This window comes from Enterobacter chuandaensis (genome assembly GCF_003594915.1).
In the GTDB taxonomy this organism is placed as follows: domain Bacteria; phylum Pseudomonadota; class Gammaproteobacteria; order Enterobacterales; family Enterobacteriaceae; genus Enterobacter; species Enterobacter chuandaensis.
On the sequence record NZ_QZCS01000009.1, the window covers coordinates 87,451 to 102,782 of the forward strand.

Here is a 15,332-nt window from a genome sequence, read left to right on the forward strand (position 1 = left end):
GATGATCTACTTAACCCAACGCCTGGACCATGCCCACCCTGTAACCGCCAGCGTCACGCTGCCGATTGACGTGCGGGTGAAAAGCCGCGCCCGCGTATCGCTGAACGACGGTCGCGAAGCCGGGCTGATGCTGCCGCGCGGCCTGCTGCTGCGCGGGGGCGACCTGCTGACCACCGACGACGGCAGCGAGGTCATAGAAGTGATCGCCGCCCCGGAGTCGGTTTCCGTGGTGCGCTGCGCCGATCCGTTCCTGCTCGCCCGCGCCTGCTATCACCTGGGCAACCGCCACGTACCATTGCAGATCATGCCCGGCGAGCTGCGCTATCACCACGACCATGTTCTCGACGACATGCTGCGCCAGTTCGGGCTGGAGGTAACCTTCGCCAGCCTGCCGTTTGAACCGGAAGCGGGCGCTTACGCCAGCGATGCCCACAGTCACTCTCACGCTCATTCACATTAAGGATCAATCATGCGTAAGTATTTACCGCTGTTACTGCTGGCTTTTTCCGTTCCCGCGCTCGCGCATCCCGGCCACGGCGCCGACAGCTTTCAGGCTGGGTTTTTCCATCCGCTGACCGGGCTGGATCACCTGCTGATGCTGACCGGGGCTGGCGTGCTGTCTGCCCTGAGCGGCCGCAAGCTCCTGCTGCCGTTTGCCACCCTCGGCATGATGCTTGTTGGCGCCATTGCGGGCAGCCTCCTCGGCGGCTTCAGCGGCATGGAGATGCTGATTATCGCCTCGCTGGCGGTCTGCGGCGTGATGATGTTTAAAACTGAAAACCGTCTGCTGCTGGCGGTGCCTGCCCTGGCGATGTTCCACGGCTGGGCGCACGGCGTGGAGATGTCCGGCCACAGCTTCTGGCTCTTCACCAGCGGTTTTATGTTCGCCAGCGCCACGGTGCTGTGCGCCAGTTTCGCCGCAGGCTTGCTGCTGCGCCGTCACGACGGGCTGCGTAAAACCTTCGGCGGCGGGCTGATTGCCTCCGCCCTGCTGGCGCTGATGAGCTGATGGAGCACGCCCGCCAGCGGCTGCGCCTGATGCAGCTCTCCAGCAGCAGCCTGCCGGTGGGATCGTTTACCTGGTCCCAGGGGCTGGAGTGGGCCGTGGAGGCAGGCTGGGTCACGGACGCCGAGGCCTTCAGGCGCTGGCAGATCCAGCAGATGGAGCAGAGCTTTTTCTGCGTCGACCTGCCGCTGTTTATCCGTCTTTATCAGGCCTGTGAGCAACGCGATCATACAAATGCAAAACACTGGACGGCATACCTTCTCGCCTGCCGGGAAACGCGCGAGCTGCGGGAAGAGGAACGCAACCGCGGGGCGGCCTTTACGCGCCTGATTAAGAGCTGGGAACCTGACTGTCCGCCCGAATGGCTGCCGCTATTTATGCAAAGCCAGCTCTGCGGCATGGCCTGGCTCGGCGTGCGCTGGGGCATCGGCGCGCGCGAGCTGGCGCTGAGCCTCGGCTACAGCTGGATAGAGAGCGCGGTGATGGCGGGCGTCAAGCTGGTGCCGTTTGGGCAACAGGCCGCGCAGCAGCTGATTATCGAACTGAGCGACCACTACGCCGCTGGTTTTGAACAGGCATTTTTACGTCGCGACGACGCGCTGGGGGCAGCAACGCCGCTGTCGGCCATCGCCTCCGCGCGCCACGAAACCCAATATTCACGACTATTCCGTTCCTGAGGAGTCAACATGGCTGATTACAAACATCCCTTGCGCGTAGGCGTGGGTGGCCCGGTAGGGTCGGGGAAAACCGCGCTGCTGGAAGCGCTCTGCAAGGCGATGCGCGACACGTACCATCTGGCGGTGGTCACTAACGATATCTACACCAAAGAGGATCAGCGCATCCTGACCGAGGCGGGCGCGCTGGAGCCAGAGCGCATCGTGGGCGTGGAGACGGGCGGCTGCCCGCATACTGCTATCCGCGAAGATGCCTCGATGAACCTGGCGGCGGTGGAAGCGTTAAGCGAGAAATTCGGCAATCTGGATTTGATCTTCGTGGAAAGCGGCGGCGATAACCTGAGCGCCACGTTCAGCCCGGAACTGGCGGATCTGACCATTTACGTGATCGACGTGGCCGAAGGGGAAAAAATCCCGCGCAAGGGCGGGCCGGGGATCACCAAATCCGATTTTCTGGTGATCAACAAAACCGATCTCGCGCCGTACGTGGGGGCGTCGCTGGAGGTGATGGAGCGCGACACCAACCGCATGCGCGGCGAGCGTCCGTGGACGTTTACCAACCTGAAGGCGGGTGACGGTTTAGCGACGATTATTGCGTTTCTGGAAGAGAAAGGGATGCTGCGGGTGTAGTCGTAAATTTCCCTCTCCCCTTTGGGGAGAGGGCCAGAGTGAGGGGGTTACGCCTCCGGCAGTTCCGCCAGCGGCCAGCGCGGACGCACGGACACGCTCAGGTCGGACGTTGCGCCCGCATTGAGGCGCACCATCCCGGCGTAGGCGATCATCGCCCCGTTATCGGTACAGAATTCCGGACGGGCATAGAACACTTCCCCGCGACGCTTTTGCATCATCTCGGCGAGCTTCGCGCGCAGCGTGCGGTTGGCACTCACGCCACCTGCCATCACCAGGCGCTTAAAGCCGGTCTGATCCAGCGCGCGCTTGCACTTGATCATCAGCGTATCCACCACCGCGTCTTCAAACGCGCGGGCGATATCGGCGCGGGTCTGCTCGCTGTCGTCGTTATTGCGGATAGTATTCGCCGCAAAGGTTTTCAGCCCGGAGAAGCTGAAATCCAGCCCCGGACGGTCGGTCATCGGACGCGGGAAGACAAAGCGCCCTTCCGTTCCCTGCGACGCCATTTTGGAGAGCATCGGGCCACCTGGGTAATCCAGCCCCAGCAGCTTGGCGGTTTTGTCGAAGGCTTCACCGGCAGCGTCGTCGATCGACTCGCCCAGCAGCGCGTACTTGCCAATGCCCGTTACGCTAATCAGCTGCGTATGGCCGCCGGAGACCAGCAGCGCCACAAACGGGAATTCGGGCGGATTCTCTTCCAGCATCGGTGCCAGCAGATGCCCTTCCATGTGGTGGACCGGGATCGCCGGTACATCCCACGCGAACGCCAGCGAGCGGCCAACCGTCGCGCCGACCAGCAGCGCGCCGACCAGACCTGGCCCCGCGGTATAGGCTACGGCGTCAATATCGGTTGAGCTTAACCCGGCCTCTTTCAGCGCCGCCTGAATCAGGGGAACCGTTTTACGCACGTGATCACGAGAGGCCAGTTCAGGTACGACACCGCCGTAGTCAGCGTGCAATTTCACCTGACTATACAGCTGGTTGGCCAGAAGCCCTTTTTCGTCGTCGTAAATGGCGATGCCGGTTTCATCGCAGGATGTTTCAATACCCAGTACACGCATGACTTGTTTTACCTCGTTTCAATACCGCGCAGTGTAGAGCCTGGGCGGGTTGATGTAAAACTTTGTTCGCCCCAGGAAGAAGGCTCGTGTATACTCCTCACCCTTATTAAAGTCCCTTTCAAAATCGCATCGGTGCTTTACAAAGCAGCAGCATTTGCAGTAAAATTCCGCACCATTTTGAAATAAGCTGGCGTTGATGCCAGCGGCAAACCGAATTTATTAAAGGTGAGAGTTACATGCCGGTAATTAAAGTACGTGAAAACGAGCCGTTCGACGTAGCACTGCGTCGCTTCAAACGTTCATGCGAGAAAGCAGGTGTTCTGGCTGAAGTTCGTCGTCGTGAGTTTTATGAAAAACCAACGACCGAACGTAAGCGCGCTAAAGCTTCCGCTGTGAAACGTCACGCGAAGAAACTGGCTCGCGAAAACGCACGCCGTACTCGTCTGTACTAATCTCTTGAGGGTCAACGCCCTCAATTGACAGACAGAGTAGTAGTCGTAAGGCCGTGCTTCCGGAAGGAATGCGCGGCTTGTTTTCGTTTATAAGTCGCTTAAATTTTTGGGGCATATGGCCGGAAGAATCCCACGCGTTTTCATCAATGACCTGCTCGCCAGAACCGACATCGTCGATCTCATCGACGCGCGGGTAAAGCTGAAAAAGCAGGGTAAGAACTACCATGCGTGCTGTCCGTTCCATAACGAAAAAACCCCCTCCTTCACCGTAAACGGTGAAAAACAGTTTTACCATTGCTTCGGCTGTGGCGCACACGGTAATGCCGTCGATTTTTTGATGAACTACGATAAGCTCGAGTTCGTTGAAACCGTCGAAGAGCTGGCGGCGATGCATAACCTTGAAGTGCCGTATGAAGCAGGCAGTGGGCCAAGTCAGATCGAGCGCCATCAGAGGCAAACGCTGTATCAACTGATGGATGGCCTGAATTCGTTTTACCAACAGTCTCTTAAGCACTCTGCGGCTGAGCCTGCGCGTCAGTATCTGAACAAGCGCGGACTGAGCGACGATGTGATTGCGCGTTTCGCTATTGGTTACGCCCCGCCCGGCTGGGACAACGTGTTAAAGCGTTTTGGCGGCAATAGCGAAGATCGTAAATCTCTCATCGACGCAGGCATGCTGGTCACCAACGACCAGGGACGAAGCTACGACCGCTTCCGTGAACGGGTGATGTTCCCGATCCGCGACAAGCGTGGCCGGGTAATTGGTTTTGGTGGTCGCGTGCTGGGTGATGCCCTGCCGAAATACCTCAACTCTCCGGAAACCGATATTTTTCATAAGGGCCGCCAGCTTTACGGTCTTTATGAGGCGCAGCAGGACAACGCGGAACCTCCGCGTCTGCTGGTCGTCGAAGGCTATATGGACGTCGTTGCGCTGGCGCAGTACGACATTAACTACGCCGTTGCGTCGCTAGGTACGTCCACCACCGCCGATCATATTCAACTGCTGTTCAGGGTGACCAACAACGTCATCTGCTGTTACGACGGTGACCGGGCCGGACGCGACGCCGCCTGGCGAGCGCTGGAAACCGCGCTGCCGTATATGACCGACGGGCGTCAGCTACGCTTTATGTTCCTGCCCGACGGTGAAGACCCGGATACGCTGGTGCGTAAAGAGGGCAAAGCGGCATTTGAAGCGCGGATGGAGCAGGCACAGCCGCTCTCCACGTTTCTGTTTAATAGCCTGATGCCGCAGGTTGATTTGAGTACCCCTGACGGGCGCGCGCAGCTCAGTACGCTGGCGCTGCCGTTAATCAACCAGGTGCCCGGCGAAACGCTGCGCATCTACCTGCGTCAGGAGTTAGGCAACAAGCTCGGCATTCTGGATGACAGCCAGCTTGAACGTTTAATGCCTAAACAGGCTGAAAACGGCACGGTTCGCCCCGCGCCTCAGCTAAAACGCACAACCATGCGTATACTGATAGGATTGCTGGTACAAAACCCCGAGCTTGCTCCGCAAGTGCCGTCGCTGGCGGGTTTGAACCACGAAAAGTTGCCCGGACTTGGCTTATTTTCAGAACTGGTCAACACTTGTTTGTCTCAGCCAGGTCTGACCACCGGACAACTTTTAGAGCATTATCGCGGCACAAAAGAGGCCGCTACCCTTGAAAAACTGTCGATGTGGGACGATATAGCAGATAAGGATATTGCAGAAAAAACGTTCACCGACTCGCTCAACCATATGTTTGATTCGATGCTTGAGCTGCGCCAGGAAGAGTTGATAGCTCGCGAGCGCACGCACGGCTTAAGCAGCGAAGAACGCCGAGAGCTCTGGATGATTAACCAGGAACTGGCGAAGAAATAAAAAATTTAACGGCTTAAGTGCCGAATATCGATCGGGAAGCCCCCGGCAGCCGCACTGAGAGGCAGCGGCAAAAATATAAGTACGCCCTCGCTTTAAAGGTTGGCAGCCCCATCGCCGACACCAATCAAACGAATTAAGTGTGGATACCGTCTTATGGAGCAAAACCCGCAGTCACAGCTGAAACTTCTTGTCCAACGCGGTAAGGAGCAAGGCTATCTGACCTATGCCGAGGTCAATGACCATCTGCCGGAAGATATCGTCGATTCAGATCAAATCGAAGACATCATCCAAATGATCAATGACATGGGCATTCAGGTGATGGAAGAAGCACCTGATGCCGATGATCTGTTGCTGGCTGAAACCTCCAACAACACTGACGAAGATGCGGAAGAAGCTGCTGCACAGGTACTGTCCAGCGTGGAATCTGAAATCGGGCGTACCACTGACCCGGTCCGCATGTACATGCGCGAAATGGGTACCGTTGAACTGTTGACCCGCGAAGGCGAAATTGACATCGCAAAACGCATCGAAGACGGGATCAACCAGGTTCAGTGCTCTGTCGCCGAATACCCGGAAGCGATCACCTATCTGCTGGAGCAGTACGATCGCGTTGAAGCGGAAGAAGCGCGCCTGTCTGACCTGATCACCGGTTTTGTCGACCCGAACGCTGAAGAAGATATGGCGCCAACCGCCACTCACGTCGGTTCTGAGCTGTCTCAGGAAGAGATGGATGACGACGAAGACGAAGATGAGGAAGAAGACGACGACAGCGCGGACGATGACAACAGCATCGACCCGGAACTGGCGCGTGAGAAGTTTGCCGAACTGCGTACCCAGTACGAAGTAACGCGTGACACCATTAAAGCGAAAGGCCGCAGCCATGCTGCCGCTCAGGAAGAGATCCTGAAGCTGTCTGAAGTGTTCAAACAGTTCCGCCTGGTGCCAAAACAGTTCGACTACCTGGTAAACAGCATGCGCGTAATGATGGATCGCGTACGCACCCAGGAACGCATCATCATGAAGCTGTGCGTTGAGCAGTGCAAAATGCCGAAGAAGAACTTCATCACCCTCTTCACCGGCAACGAAACCAGCGAAACCTGGTTCAACGCGGCTATCGCGATGAACAAGCCGTGGTCTGAAAAACTGCACGACGTAAAGGACGATGTCTATCGCGGTCTGCAGAAGCTGCAGCAGATTGAAGAAGAGACCGGTCTGACCATCGAGCAGGTCAAGGACATCAACCGTCGTATGTCCATCGGTGAAGCGAAAGCCCGCCGAGCGAAGAAAGAGATGGTTGAAGCGAACTTGCGTCTGGTTATCTCTATCGCCAAGAAATACACCAACCGCGGTCTGCAGTTCCTGGATCTGATTCAGGAAGGCAACATCGGTCTGATGAAAGCGGTAGATAAGTTCGAATACCGTCGTGGTTACAAGTTCTCCACTTACGCAACATGGTGGATCCGTCAGGCGATTACCCGCTCTATCGCGGACCAGGCGCGCACCATCCGTATTCCGGTGCATATGATTGAGACCATCAACAAGCTCAACCGTATCTCCCGCCAGATGCTGCAGGAGATGGGCCGCGAGCCGACGCCGGAAGAGCTGGCCGAGCGCATGCTGATGCCGGAAGACAAGATCCGTAAAGTGCTGAAGATCGCCAAAGAGCCAATCTCCATGGAAACGCCAATCGGTGATGATGAAGATTCGCATCTGGGTGATTTCATCGAGGATACCACCCTCGAGTTGCCGCTGGACTCTGCCACTACCGAGAGCCTGCGAGCTGCAACGCACGACGTTCTGGCTGGCCTGACCGCCCGTGAAGCAAAAGTGCTGCGTATGCGTTTCGGTATCGACATGAACACCGACCATACGCTGGAAGAAGTGGGTAAACAGTTCGACGTGACCCGCGAACGTATCCGTCAGATCGAAGCGAAGGCGCTGCGTAAGCTGCGTCACCCAAGCCGCTCTGAAGTGCTGCGTAGCTTCCTGGACGACTAATCGGTCCTGAAAGTTAAAAAGCTCCCAATCGGGAGCTTTTTTTTGTTTATTCCCTCTCCCTGTGGGAGAGGGCCAGGGTGAGGGCATCAGGCCGCAGAGGATTACAGACCCCGCACCATCAGCGCCTCATCCAGTTCCCGATACGCCTCCACCAGCTTATCCAGCGTCGCCCTGTTCAGCCCACTCGGATTCGGCAGCACCCACACCTGCGTCACGCCGATAGTGATGCTCTGCTTACCCCACTTAGCCCCGCGCTGGCTAAACGCCTGCTCGTAAGCCTGCTTACCGAGGATCGCCAGTGCGGCTGGCTGGTAGTCTTCAATTTTCCTGACCAACTCTCGCCCGCCGCTGCGCAGTTCATGCAGGTTAACCTCGCTCGCCTGCACGGTTGGTCGCTCGACCAACATGGTAATACCGCAGCGCGTATCCAGCAGGTGCTGCTCCTCTTCGGGCTTGAGTAACCTGTCGGTGAACCCGGCCTGGTAGATCACTTTCCAGAAGCGATTTCCCGGATGGGCAAAGTGAAAACCGGTGTGCGCCGAGGACTTTCCCGGGTTGATACCGCAAAACACCACCCGTAGGCCAGGTGCAAGAATATCATTGATCATCTTTACTCCCACTGATACATCGTTATGGAAGTATAAAGGATTGATTATGCGTTGTTTATAAAAACAGCAAGCAGGAGTGAATGGCTGGATTGCTGCAGGGAGTTACTTTATAATTCACCGCCACGGCCCCTTAGCTCAGTGGTTAGAGCAGGCGACTCATAATCGCTTGGTCGCTGGTTCAAGTCCAGCAGGGGCCACCAAATTTTAGCTTTAAAATCATATAATTAAGCCACTCGAAAGAGTGGCTTTTTTGTTGTCTCGTTTTTAAGTGGCGATAAAATGGCGGTGGATTTTATACCGCCATTTTCCTGAGCGTATAAAAAAACCCGCACACGGCGGGCATTTAACGGAAATTTATCAGAGCCACAATGGCCGCTGACCACCGACAGTCGGGTGCGGCGGTGCCGGGTCGATAGCTCCTGGAGTAACAATAAAGCGCTCTATCGTTTCCATTGTCATAAACGTACAACTACAGTTGATGTTCTGGCATTGGTGGTAGCGCTCTTTTGTATTTTCTGTTAAATAGCGGCTTGTTCGTGCATGTGCGGCATGATGACACTTTGGACAATGAAACATAACCCACCCTACTATTCTCAATTCGTGAATCAATGATAAACATCAATTCACTTTTTGTGAATATATTTTATTCATCATCCGGTTCAGCACTGTACTCCACATCGGAGAGCTTGACCTCAAGCTCTAAGCCCGTCGTGAATCCATTATTATTCAGATTGTGAGTTACCTTACTGATTAACCAAGACTGCTCGTCTATGACGCGCTTAAAGCCCGACACGCGCACCGGTGTTTCAGGGAACAAGTCAGCCCTACCAAGCGCCAGCGTAATTGAAAACTCCGCAACACCGCGCTGCAACTTATCCCACTTAGCCTGAGCTGCTCGCATCGCCTGAGCCTTTGAAGCGTAAACCGTCGTCAGCGCCAGCACGTTATCAGCCTCACCGGCCATATACTCACCCTCGCGCGCTTCCTGCTCTTTTTTAGCCTTTGTCTTTTTGCTGACTGGCTTTGCTTTCGGGTGTTCCAGTGCGCGCAGGTGCTTCTCTTTTGGTTTACGTTTCAGCGTGACCTTCTGCTTTTGCGGTTTCGGGTCTTTGGTGTGTAGCCATTTTGCCGTTACGCCGGTATAAGCCCCACGGTCGGCAATAGCAAATTGATGGCGGTCACCATCACTGCGGGTCAGTGTCATTTGTGGGACTGGTTTGCCGCTGGCCGTCACTGCGCTACCGGCTTTCAGAAACAACAGTTTCCCCGCTTTCACTGATACTGCCGCCCCGTTCCGCTCAGCAAGTCTGGTCAGAAATACTGCGTCGGATTCCTGCGACTGGTCGATATGCGGTACCGGGATTTTTTTCAGCGAATCCGCGACGCTGGCCGTCAGTTTATTGCGTTTTGCAATGGCACTGACCAGTTCACCGAGAGTGGTGTCGTGCCATGACTCCTCACGCCGTGAATTGAGTGTTCCGCGAAAATCTGCACTACGCGCACGAATGGTCAGCGTATCAGGCGCGCCCCGGTGCTCAATCTCATCAACTGTGAAATCGCCCTTATTCAGAAGTGCCGAACCCTGCCAGCCAAGCCACAGCGTCAGCACCGCCCCGCGCAGGGGTAACTCGACTTTGCCGTCAGTATCGTCGAGCTCAATGTCGAGCTGGTCAGCTTCAAAACCCCGGTTGTCGGTCATGGTGAGAGAAATCAGCCGATCACTAAAATTGCTGGTAATGTCATGGCTGTTCAGCGTCAGCATAAATGCCGGTGCAAGGCTCGCCCCGGCATCAATGGTCATGCCCGTCATCATGCGGTCAGCCCTCCGAGCATACCCTGCAGCTTATCGGTCAGATTACCGGCAGAGTCAAGCAGTTCGCTGGCCTGCTTATTCAGGTCGCCAAACATCGCCGCCAGTGATTCGTCGACCCGTTTCAGCGAAAGTGTGAAATCAATCTTTCTGGCCGCGCCATCACTGAAAAACTCGGTGTGTGTAGTCGAGACTTTATCGACGATATACATCCCGAGGATATTGCCGGTACCCTCAATCAGCGGCCACGCTCTGCCCTCGTCGGCCATCAGTTCAACTGCCCTCAGTGATATACGGCCTCCGGTAATGGCAGGATAAAGCGTACCGGCAAGCTGGATAGAGGTTTCCCCCTCACCGAGAAACTGATAAGCGGGAGGTTTACCAACCCTGTCATTAGACACCCAGCGGTAATCCTTCGAGTGTTGCATCGACTGATAAGGCAGGGTGCGGCGTTCAAACACAAACATTCCAAGTGCAAGCATCATTATTTATTCCCCCTCAGTCATGGCTCATACTGGCGCGCTGCCGTGCACGCTTCTCACGCTCGATCTGTTCGAGTGTGTCGCGTAGCTGTCGGTCAAGCTGATGCCCGGGCGCAACACCACCCGGTAAAGTGATGTTGTACTCACTTTTGCTCTGGTCGATGTAAGAACGTCCCGCCGGTGCGGTCACTGGCTGATAAGCCTGATAACCGCCATATGTGCTGGTTGCCGGGATATAAGAATTACTCTGCGTGGCCGCGTTGGTTTTGGCGGCAGTCTGGTCGAGGCTGTCTGACTCTTTGTTGATGATACCGAGCTTTTCGAGAAGCCAGTCGACACCGCTGCGCAACTTGTTAAATACATTGAGCGGAGCCATCAAAGCAGAGGCCAGCGCCTGACCGAATATGACGCCAACATTTTTGCAGCTATCGAGCGTTTCCTGCGTGGCCTTGACCGGTGCTATCAGGTCTTTAAACCACTGCCAGACACCGCGCAGTTTCTCACCGAGACCGTCAAAAATGGGGGCCAGTGGAGCGAACATTTCCCCGACAGGGGTAAAGGCGCTCATGACCCCCTCAATCACCCCCGAGAAAAATGCGCTGATGGGCTCCCAATATTTACGAATGAGCAGCGCCCCGGCCACAATCGCCGCCCCAACTGCGACAATCGGCCAGGTAATCGCGCCGAGTGCGGTCACAATGGCACTACCGGTGACAGTAAATACCGTACCCAGCACGCCAGCAGCAGCGATAATGGCGTTAATCCCCATAACAACCGGCCACGCAACGAGACCAATACCTCCGATGATACCAATCAGAGCCAGTGCGCCACCGGCGATGATGCCGATGGTTGTCGCCAGCCCTTTGTTCTTCTGGATCCAGCCGTCGAGCTTTAACACGTATTGCGTGGCGGTTTGGGTGAGTTTACGCAGCGAGCCCTCTTGCTGGTCAAACAGGTCGGTACCGACTGCCTCATAAGCAGACTGGAACTCTTTAAAGTCGCCGCCGAGGTTATCCTGCATGACCTTAACCAGTTCCTCGGTTTTACCGTCCGAGGCTTTAAACGCTTCGGTGAGCCGGTCAAGTTTGCCGCTTGAGGCTGCTTCCATCAGTACCGCCGCCGCCGAGCTGGCCTCTTCGCCGAAAATGGTTTTCATGTACTCGCCGCGCTGGCTTGTCCCGAGGTTATTTTTCTCAAAGCTGCGCTGCATTTCTTTCAGGATGGAGAATATCGGGCGCGTGTTCCCCTTGCTGTCGGACGTTTTGACGCCGAGCTCCTTAATGGCCTCAAACGCTTTTCCGGTGGGAGCCTGCAGGCGGCTGAGAATGGCGCGGCTACCCGTGCCCGCCATTGACCCGGTGATTTTGGCGTCGTGCAGCGCACCGACCATTGCGGCGGTTTGTTCGATGCTCACCCCGGCATTTTTTGCCACCGGCGCGGCATAGGTCAACGCGTCGCTCAGTCCGTCAAAATCGGCGGCGGTTTTGTTCATCGTCATCGAGAGAACATCGCCAATGTGCGCAATCTTGTCGTTTGAAAGCTGAAATGCTGATTTCATCCCGGTCAGCAGCGCAGCGTTTTCCTCCATCGAGCGTCGGTTTGACAGTGCCATATTCAGTGTGACCGGCGTCGCCGCCTGAATAGCAGCAGCGTCACCGCCGCTTTTCGCAATGATGATTTGCGCGCTCGCTGCGTCATCTGCAGAGGCTGCAGTATTGTCGCCGAGCTGGCGAGCCTGTTTGCGTAACGCCTCCATTTCTGGCGACTGCTTATCGACCCCGAGCACAGCCTGCAGCTCGGAATTTTTCTGCGCAAAGTCATAACCGGGCATCAGCAATTTAACCCCGGCCATCGTTCCCGCTGTCGCAATACCCACCCCGGCAGCGCCTGCTGCGGCCATGTTACCGGCAAGCTCTTTACCTGATTTATATCGCTCTTTCACCCGGCTTAATTTCGCCTGCTGCGCACTGACGCGCGCCAGTGCCTCGCGCTGGCGGTTAAGCTGCGCTGTTGTTTCGCTGATGGATGTTTTGAGCCGACGTTCATCGGCAGACAGAGTGCGGGTATTGATACCGGCCTGCATCAGTTCGGAGCGCTGACGCTGTACCGATGTTCTCAGGCTGTTGTATTTCGCCTGCAGTTCAGAAGCGGCACGCTTTGCCGCTTCGAGTGCCTGCGCCTGCGCACGGGTCGGACTGGTGGTGTTTTTAAACTGCACAGCCAGCTCACCGGCTTCACGCTTCGCCTTATCAAGCGCCTGACTGGTTACGGCCAGTTGCGCGCTTGCCTTACGAAAGCCGTCGATTTTCGACGCCTGACCATTCAGGTCACGCAGCCCTTTTTGTGTGGTGCGAATATCACCCGACAGGGTTTTACTCGCGGTCTGGATAGATTTAAGCGGTCGGGTCGCCTGGTCGACCGCTTTCAGCAATACCTCAAGCCTCAGGTTATTACTCATTGTGGTTTCCACTACGCTGCAGCGCCTTTTCGCGCCATGTGATGAGCTCGCTCAGGCTCAGGGAATAGAGCTCTGATGGCGGCCAGTGGAATATCACTGCGATATCCGCCATCAGGTCATCGGTCGACAGGCCGGGCGGGAAATCTATTCCGCCGAAGCCGGTGACAAAAAACCAATCACCTTAGCGGCCAGCGACAGCATATCGGGCAGGTTCATCGCGGTGAGTTCCTGCGTGGTGAGTGCCGGATAGGTCATGCGGGGCAGCACCTTAATCAGCGCATCGACCTCGGACTGCGCCACCGCCGCCAGACTGACGCCACGCAGGGTACCTGCGTTCGGTTCAATCAGGGTGACCTTTTCAATCGTCTGACCGGCGCGCTTAATCGGCTTGTCGAGGGTCACGACGTTCGGGTTTACGGTGTCAATTTCATTGCCAGCCGTATCAACAAATTCAGGGGTTTTGCGTGGTGCTTTTGCCATGATGTTTTTCTCTGCTTTGAATAGGAGTAATAACCGGCCAGCGGTGCTGACCGGTCAGGGAATTACAGCAACCCGATTGCGCGGCGGTGCTGCTCCAGACGGTCGACGCCGTTCACCTTCTCGACCATGTTGACGGTGTCGATTTCGATAATGTCGCTACCATCAATCGTGAGGCGGTAATAGGTGCAAACGGTCGACAGTTTGGTCGAGGTGTTTTCACCCTGCTTATTTTCGCCGCCGTCGATTTCTTTATGACGGCCACGCATGACCACCTCGACCGCAACGATTTCGCCAGTGTCGTCACGCTGGTAAGAACCAGCAAAACGCAGCGGCACGGCATCAGCGCCCGGCGCGGCATACTGCGCCCACAGCGCCACATCAGGCAGGCCACCGACAGACCATTCAACGGTGAGGGCATCATCATCGAGACCGAGGTCAATCGCTGCCGCGCCATTCATGCCGCCGCCGCGATAGTTTTCGAGCTTGCGGGTCAGCTTCGGCAGTGTCACGGATTCAACAACGCCCATATAGCTAAGGCCGTCATTGAACATGTTCAGATATTTAAGTTTGCGGGGTAGTGCCATGTTGTTTCAGGCTCCTTAGCTGTTGACCGATTCGGCCAGATTCACCAGATATTTACCGGTGATGCGCTGGCGCAGGGTCAGGCTTTCCAGTGGGGGAACCGGTGTATAGTCGTAGTCGATATACAGTTTCCCGGCCTTGAGGGTTTCCTTGTCGTTCGATTCCTCATCGAACCAGCATTCACCATCCACGATATAGCCGTTAGATTTCAGCTCGCGGAATTTGGCATTAATGCCGTCGACAATGTCACGGATGAGCGATGCGGTGATGGGCTTATCGACCGCCCACATGTGCGCCTCAGCCATCGTATCGGCCAGTACCTGCGCGGTGCGGGTGTAGTTCTCAAACAGAAAAAGCGGGTCATCAGAGCAGGTGCGGTTCCCCCAAAAACGGAAACCATCCTTGCGCACCAGCGTTGTGACCCCGGCCTCGTTGAGCAGGTCAGCATCGGTGCCGGATGCCTGCAAATCCCAAAAGACTGAGGCACTGATGCCGGTGACGCCCTGTACGCCAACGTTAGACAGCGTTTTGTGCCAGCCGATAGTCTGGTCGATGTAGGCACGCAGACCGAGTGCGCGGGCGGTGGCGTATGCCGTGGCAGTGGCGTTTGCGGTGGTATCCCATGCGAGGAAGTCAGGCCAGATGACCATCAGTTCGCGCTGGCTGAAATTCTCGCGATAGGCCATCGCCTCGGAAATGGTTTTACAGCCCCACGCGCTGACATAACAAAATGCGCGTAGTTTGATAGCGGCTGACGCAAGCGCGACCGCCACCTCCTGCGTATCGAGACCCGGCACACCGAGAATGCGCGGCTTAACGCCGGTAACCGCTTCGGCAGTCAACAGTGCTTTAATGCCGGTGTATTTTCCGTTCTCATCCGTGCCGCCGATGATGTTGGTAACGGTCTGCGCTTCTGCGTCGTCGCCGGTACCTTCGGCAACGCGTACAACGATAATGACGGGCTTCGCCTGGTCGGCGATGGCCTGCAGGGAGGCTGCCAGCGTGCCTTTTTTACCGGCTTTCGCAATGGCGCTTTGCACATTGTTAATCAGTACGGGCTCATTGAGGGGGAATAGCTTCGCATCCGCATCACTGGCCGTACAGACCATGCCGATGATAGCGGTCGAAACAGTGGAAATGACGCGGGTGCCGTCGTTAATTTCAAGCACCTGCACGCCGTGGTGAAAATCACTCATCCGGTTAACTCCGTGGTTAGTGGGCGAGTGTTAT

Annotated in this window: 17 protein-coding genes and 1 tRNA gene; 8 read left to right on the forward strand and 10 right to left on the reverse strand. The window is 56.2% G+C overall.

Features of this window, described 5'->3' with window-relative positions; translation table 11 throughout:
- Position 1: 1 nt before the first annotated feature.
- The 4 genes from ureE to ureG are packed head-to-tail and all read left to right on the forward strand — an operon-like array spanning position 2 to position 2,310.
- Positions 2-460 (forward strand): urease accessory protein UreE, encoded by a 459-nt coding sequence (gene ureE / locus D5066_RS14990; protein ID WP_119916413.1) that lies wholly within the window; start codon positions 2-4, stop codon positions 458-460.
- A 9-nt stretch (positions 461-469) separates the two neighbouring features.
- Positions 470-1,009: a HupE/UreJ family protein gene (locus D5066_RS14995; protein WP_119916414.1), complete on the forward strand. Its 540-nt coding sequence runs from the start codon at positions 470-472 to the stop codon at positions 1,007-1,009.
- The gene (locus D5066_RS15000; RefSeq protein ID WP_119916415.1) at positions 1,009-1,683 is read left to right on the forward strand and encodes an urease accessory protein UreF; all 675 of its coding nucleotides are present in this window, start codon (positions 1,009-1,011) and stop codon (positions 1,681-1,683) included. The genes D5066_RS14995 and D5066_RS15000 overlap by 1 nt, the downstream gene beginning before the upstream one ends.
- 9 nt (positions 1,684-1,692) lie before the next feature.
- A complete protein-coding gene (gene ureG / locus D5066_RS15005; RefSeq protein WP_014071813.1) occupies positions 1,693-2,310 on the forward strand; it encodes an urease accessory protein UreG in 618 nt (205 codons plus the stop codon).
- A gap of 47 nt (positions 2,311-2,357) precedes the next feature.
- Here the strand turns inward: ureG and tsaD are convergent, their stop codons facing one another.
- The gene (gene tsaD / locus D5066_RS15010; protein WP_119916416.1) at positions 2,358-3,371 is read right to left on the reverse strand and encodes a tRNA (adenosine(37)-N6)-threonylcarbamoyltransferase complex transferase subunit TsaD; all 1,014 of its coding nucleotides are present in this window, start codon (positions 3,369-3,371) and stop codon (positions 2,358-2,360) included.
- Between the two features lie 236 nt (positions 3,372-3,607).
- On the opposite strand from tsaD, the gene rpsU reads away from it, so the two are divergent.
- The 3 genes from rpsU to rpoD all read left to right on the forward strand — a co-directional run bounded on the left by rpsU (position 3,608) and on the right by rpoD (position 7,682).
- Entirely contained in the window at positions 3,608-3,823 is a 216-nt protein-coding gene (gene rpsU, locus D5066_RS15020; protein ID WP_001144069.1) for a 30S ribosomal protein S21, read from the forward strand.
- 115 nt (positions 3,824-3,938) lie between these two features.
- Positions 3,939-5,684, forward strand: coding sequence for a DNA primase (gene dnaG, locus D5066_RS15025; RefSeq protein ID WP_119916418.1), 1,746 nt, complete (start codon positions 3,939-3,941; stop codon positions 5,682-5,684).
- A 153-nt stretch (positions 5,685-5,837) separates the two neighbouring features.
- Positions 5,838-7,682, forward strand: coding sequence for an RNA polymerase sigma factor RpoD (rpoD, locus tag D5066_RS15030; protein WP_028014473.1), 1,845 nt, complete (start codon positions 5,838-5,840; stop codon positions 7,680-7,682).
- Positions 7,683-7,783: 101 nt separating this feature from the next.
- Here the strand turns inward: rpoD and mug are convergent, their stop codons facing one another.
- Positions 7,784-8,290, reverse strand: a complete 507-nt coding sequence (gene mug / locus D5066_RS15035) for a G/U mismatch-specific DNA glycosylase (RefSeq protein ID WP_080328246.1) — start codon at positions 8,288-8,290, stop codon at positions 7,784-7,786.
- 124 nt (positions 8,291-8,414) lie between these two features.
- Between mug and D5066_RS15040 the strand changes: the two genes are divergently transcribed.
- A tRNA-Ile gene (locus D5066_RS15040) sits at positions 8,415-8,490 on the forward strand.
- Positions 8,491-8,647: 157 nt separating this feature from the next.
- On the opposite strand, the gene D5066_RS15045 is transcribed toward D5066_RS15040, so the two are convergent.
- From D5066_RS15045 to D5066_RS15080, 8 genes are all read right to left on the reverse strand, one after another.
- Complete coding sequence (locus tag D5066_RS15045) at positions 8,648-8,866, reverse strand: DNA-binding transcriptional regulator (protein WP_023135249.1); 219 nt, start codon at positions 8,864-8,866, stop codon at positions 8,648-8,650.
- Between the two features lie 67 nt (positions 8,867-8,933).
- Positions 8,934-10,103 (reverse strand): phage late control D family protein, encoded by a 1,170-nt coding sequence (locus tag D5066_RS15050; protein WP_074011534.1) that lies wholly within the window; start codon positions 10,101-10,103, stop codon positions 8,934-8,936.
- Positions 10,100-10,585: a phage tail protein gene (locus D5066_RS15055; RefSeq protein ID WP_000978867.1), complete on the reverse strand. Its 486-nt coding sequence runs from the start codon at positions 10,583-10,585 to the stop codon at positions 10,100-10,102. Before D5066_RS15055 ends, D5066_RS15050 begins: the two co-directional genes overlap by 4 nt.
- A gap of 13 nt (positions 10,586-10,598) precedes the next feature.
- Positions 10,599-13,040 (reverse strand): phage tail tape measure protein, encoded by a 2,442-nt coding sequence (locus D5066_RS15060; RefSeq protein WP_057517711.1) that lies wholly within the window; start codon positions 13,038-13,040, stop codon positions 10,599-10,601.
- Positions 13,033-13,170 (reverse strand): GpE family phage tail protein, encoded by a 138-nt coding sequence (locus D5066_RS15065; RefSeq protein WP_077910118.1) that lies wholly within the window; start codon positions 13,168-13,170, stop codon positions 13,033-13,035. Before D5066_RS15065 ends, D5066_RS15060 begins: the two co-directional genes overlap by 8 nt.
- A 14-nt stretch (positions 13,171-13,184) precedes the next feature.
- Positions 13,185-13,520 carry a phage tail assembly protein gene (locus D5066_RS15070; RefSeq protein WP_052946300.1) on the reverse strand — a complete coding sequence of 112 codons (336 nt, stop codon included), beginning with the start codon at positions 13,518-13,520 and terminating at the stop codon, positions 13,185-13,187.
- A 62-nt stretch (positions 13,521-13,582) separates the two neighbouring features.
- Positions 13,583-14,104, reverse strand: a complete 522-nt coding sequence (locus D5066_RS15075) for a phage major tail tube protein (RefSeq protein WP_001550210.1) — start codon at positions 14,102-14,104, stop codon at positions 13,583-13,585.
- Positions 14,105-14,119: 15 nt separating this feature from the next.
- A complete protein-coding gene (locus tag D5066_RS15080) occupies positions 14,120-15,298 on the reverse strand; it encodes a phage tail sheath protein (protein WP_119916419.1) in 1,179 nt (392 codons plus the stop codon).
- Positions 15,299-15,332: the final 34 nt, after the last annotated feature.

Excerpts from the sequence above, each read along its gene's own strand:
- ureE (WP_119916413.1), top strand. The coding sequence starts at position 2 with ATGATCTACTTAACCCAACGCCTGGACCATGCCCACCCTGTAACCGCC.
- D5066_RS14995 (WP_119916414.1), top strand. The coding sequence starts at position 470 with ATGCGTAAGTATTTACCGCTGTTACTGCTGGCTTTTTCCGTTCCCGCG.
- D5066_RS15000 (WP_119916415.1), top strand. The coding sequence starts at position 1,009 with ATGGAGCACGCCCGCCAGCGGCTGCGCCTGATGCAGCTCTCCAGCAGC.
- ureG (WP_014071813.1), top strand. The coding sequence starts at position 1,693 with ATGGCTGATTACAAACATCCCTTGCGCGTAGGCGTGGGTGGCCCGGTA.
- tsaD (WP_119916416.1), bottom strand. The coding sequence starts at position 3,371 with ATGCGTGTACTGGGTATTGAAACATCCTGCGATGAAACCGGCATCGCC.
- rpsU (WP_001144069.1), top strand. The coding sequence starts at position 3,608 with ATGCCGGTAATTAAAGTACGTGAAAACGAGCCGTTCGACGTAGCACTG.
- dnaG (WP_119916418.1), top strand. The coding sequence starts at position 3,939 with ATGGCCGGAAGAATCCCACGCGTTTTCATCAATGACCTGCTCGCCAGA.
- rpoD (WP_028014473.1), top strand. The coding sequence starts at position 5,838 with ATGGAGCAAAACCCGCAGTCACAGCTGAAACTTCTTGTCCAACGCGGT.
- mug (WP_080328246.1), bottom strand. The coding sequence starts at position 8,290 with ATGATCAATGATATTCTTGCACCTGGCCTACGGGTGGTGTTTTGCGGT.
- D5066_RS15045 (WP_023135249.1), bottom strand. The coding sequence starts at position 8,866 with ATGTTTCATTGTCCAAAGTGTCATCATGCCGCACATGCACGAACAAGC.
- D5066_RS15050 (WP_074011534.1), bottom strand. The coding sequence starts at position 10,103 with ATGATGACGGGCATGACCATTGATGCCGGGGCGAGCCTTGCACCGGCA.
- D5066_RS15055 (WP_000978867.1), bottom strand. The coding sequence starts at position 10,585 with ATGATGCTTGCACTTGGAATGTTTGTGTTTGAACGCCGCACCCTGCCT.
- D5066_RS15060 (WP_057517711.1), bottom strand. The coding sequence starts at position 13,040 with ATGAGTAATAACCTGAGGCTTGAGGTATTGCTGAAAGCGGTCGACCAG.
- D5066_RS15070 (WP_052946300.1), bottom strand. The coding sequence starts at position 13,520 with ATGGCAAAAGCACCACGCAAAACCCCTGAATTTGTTGATACGGCTGGC.
- D5066_RS15075 (WP_001550210.1), bottom strand. The coding sequence starts at position 14,104 with ATGGCACTACCCCGCAAACTTAAATATCTGAACATGTTCAATGACGGC.
- D5066_RS15080 (WP_119916419.1), bottom strand. The coding sequence starts at position 15,298 with ATGAGTGATTTTCACCACGGCGTGCAGGTGCTTGAAATTAACGACGGC.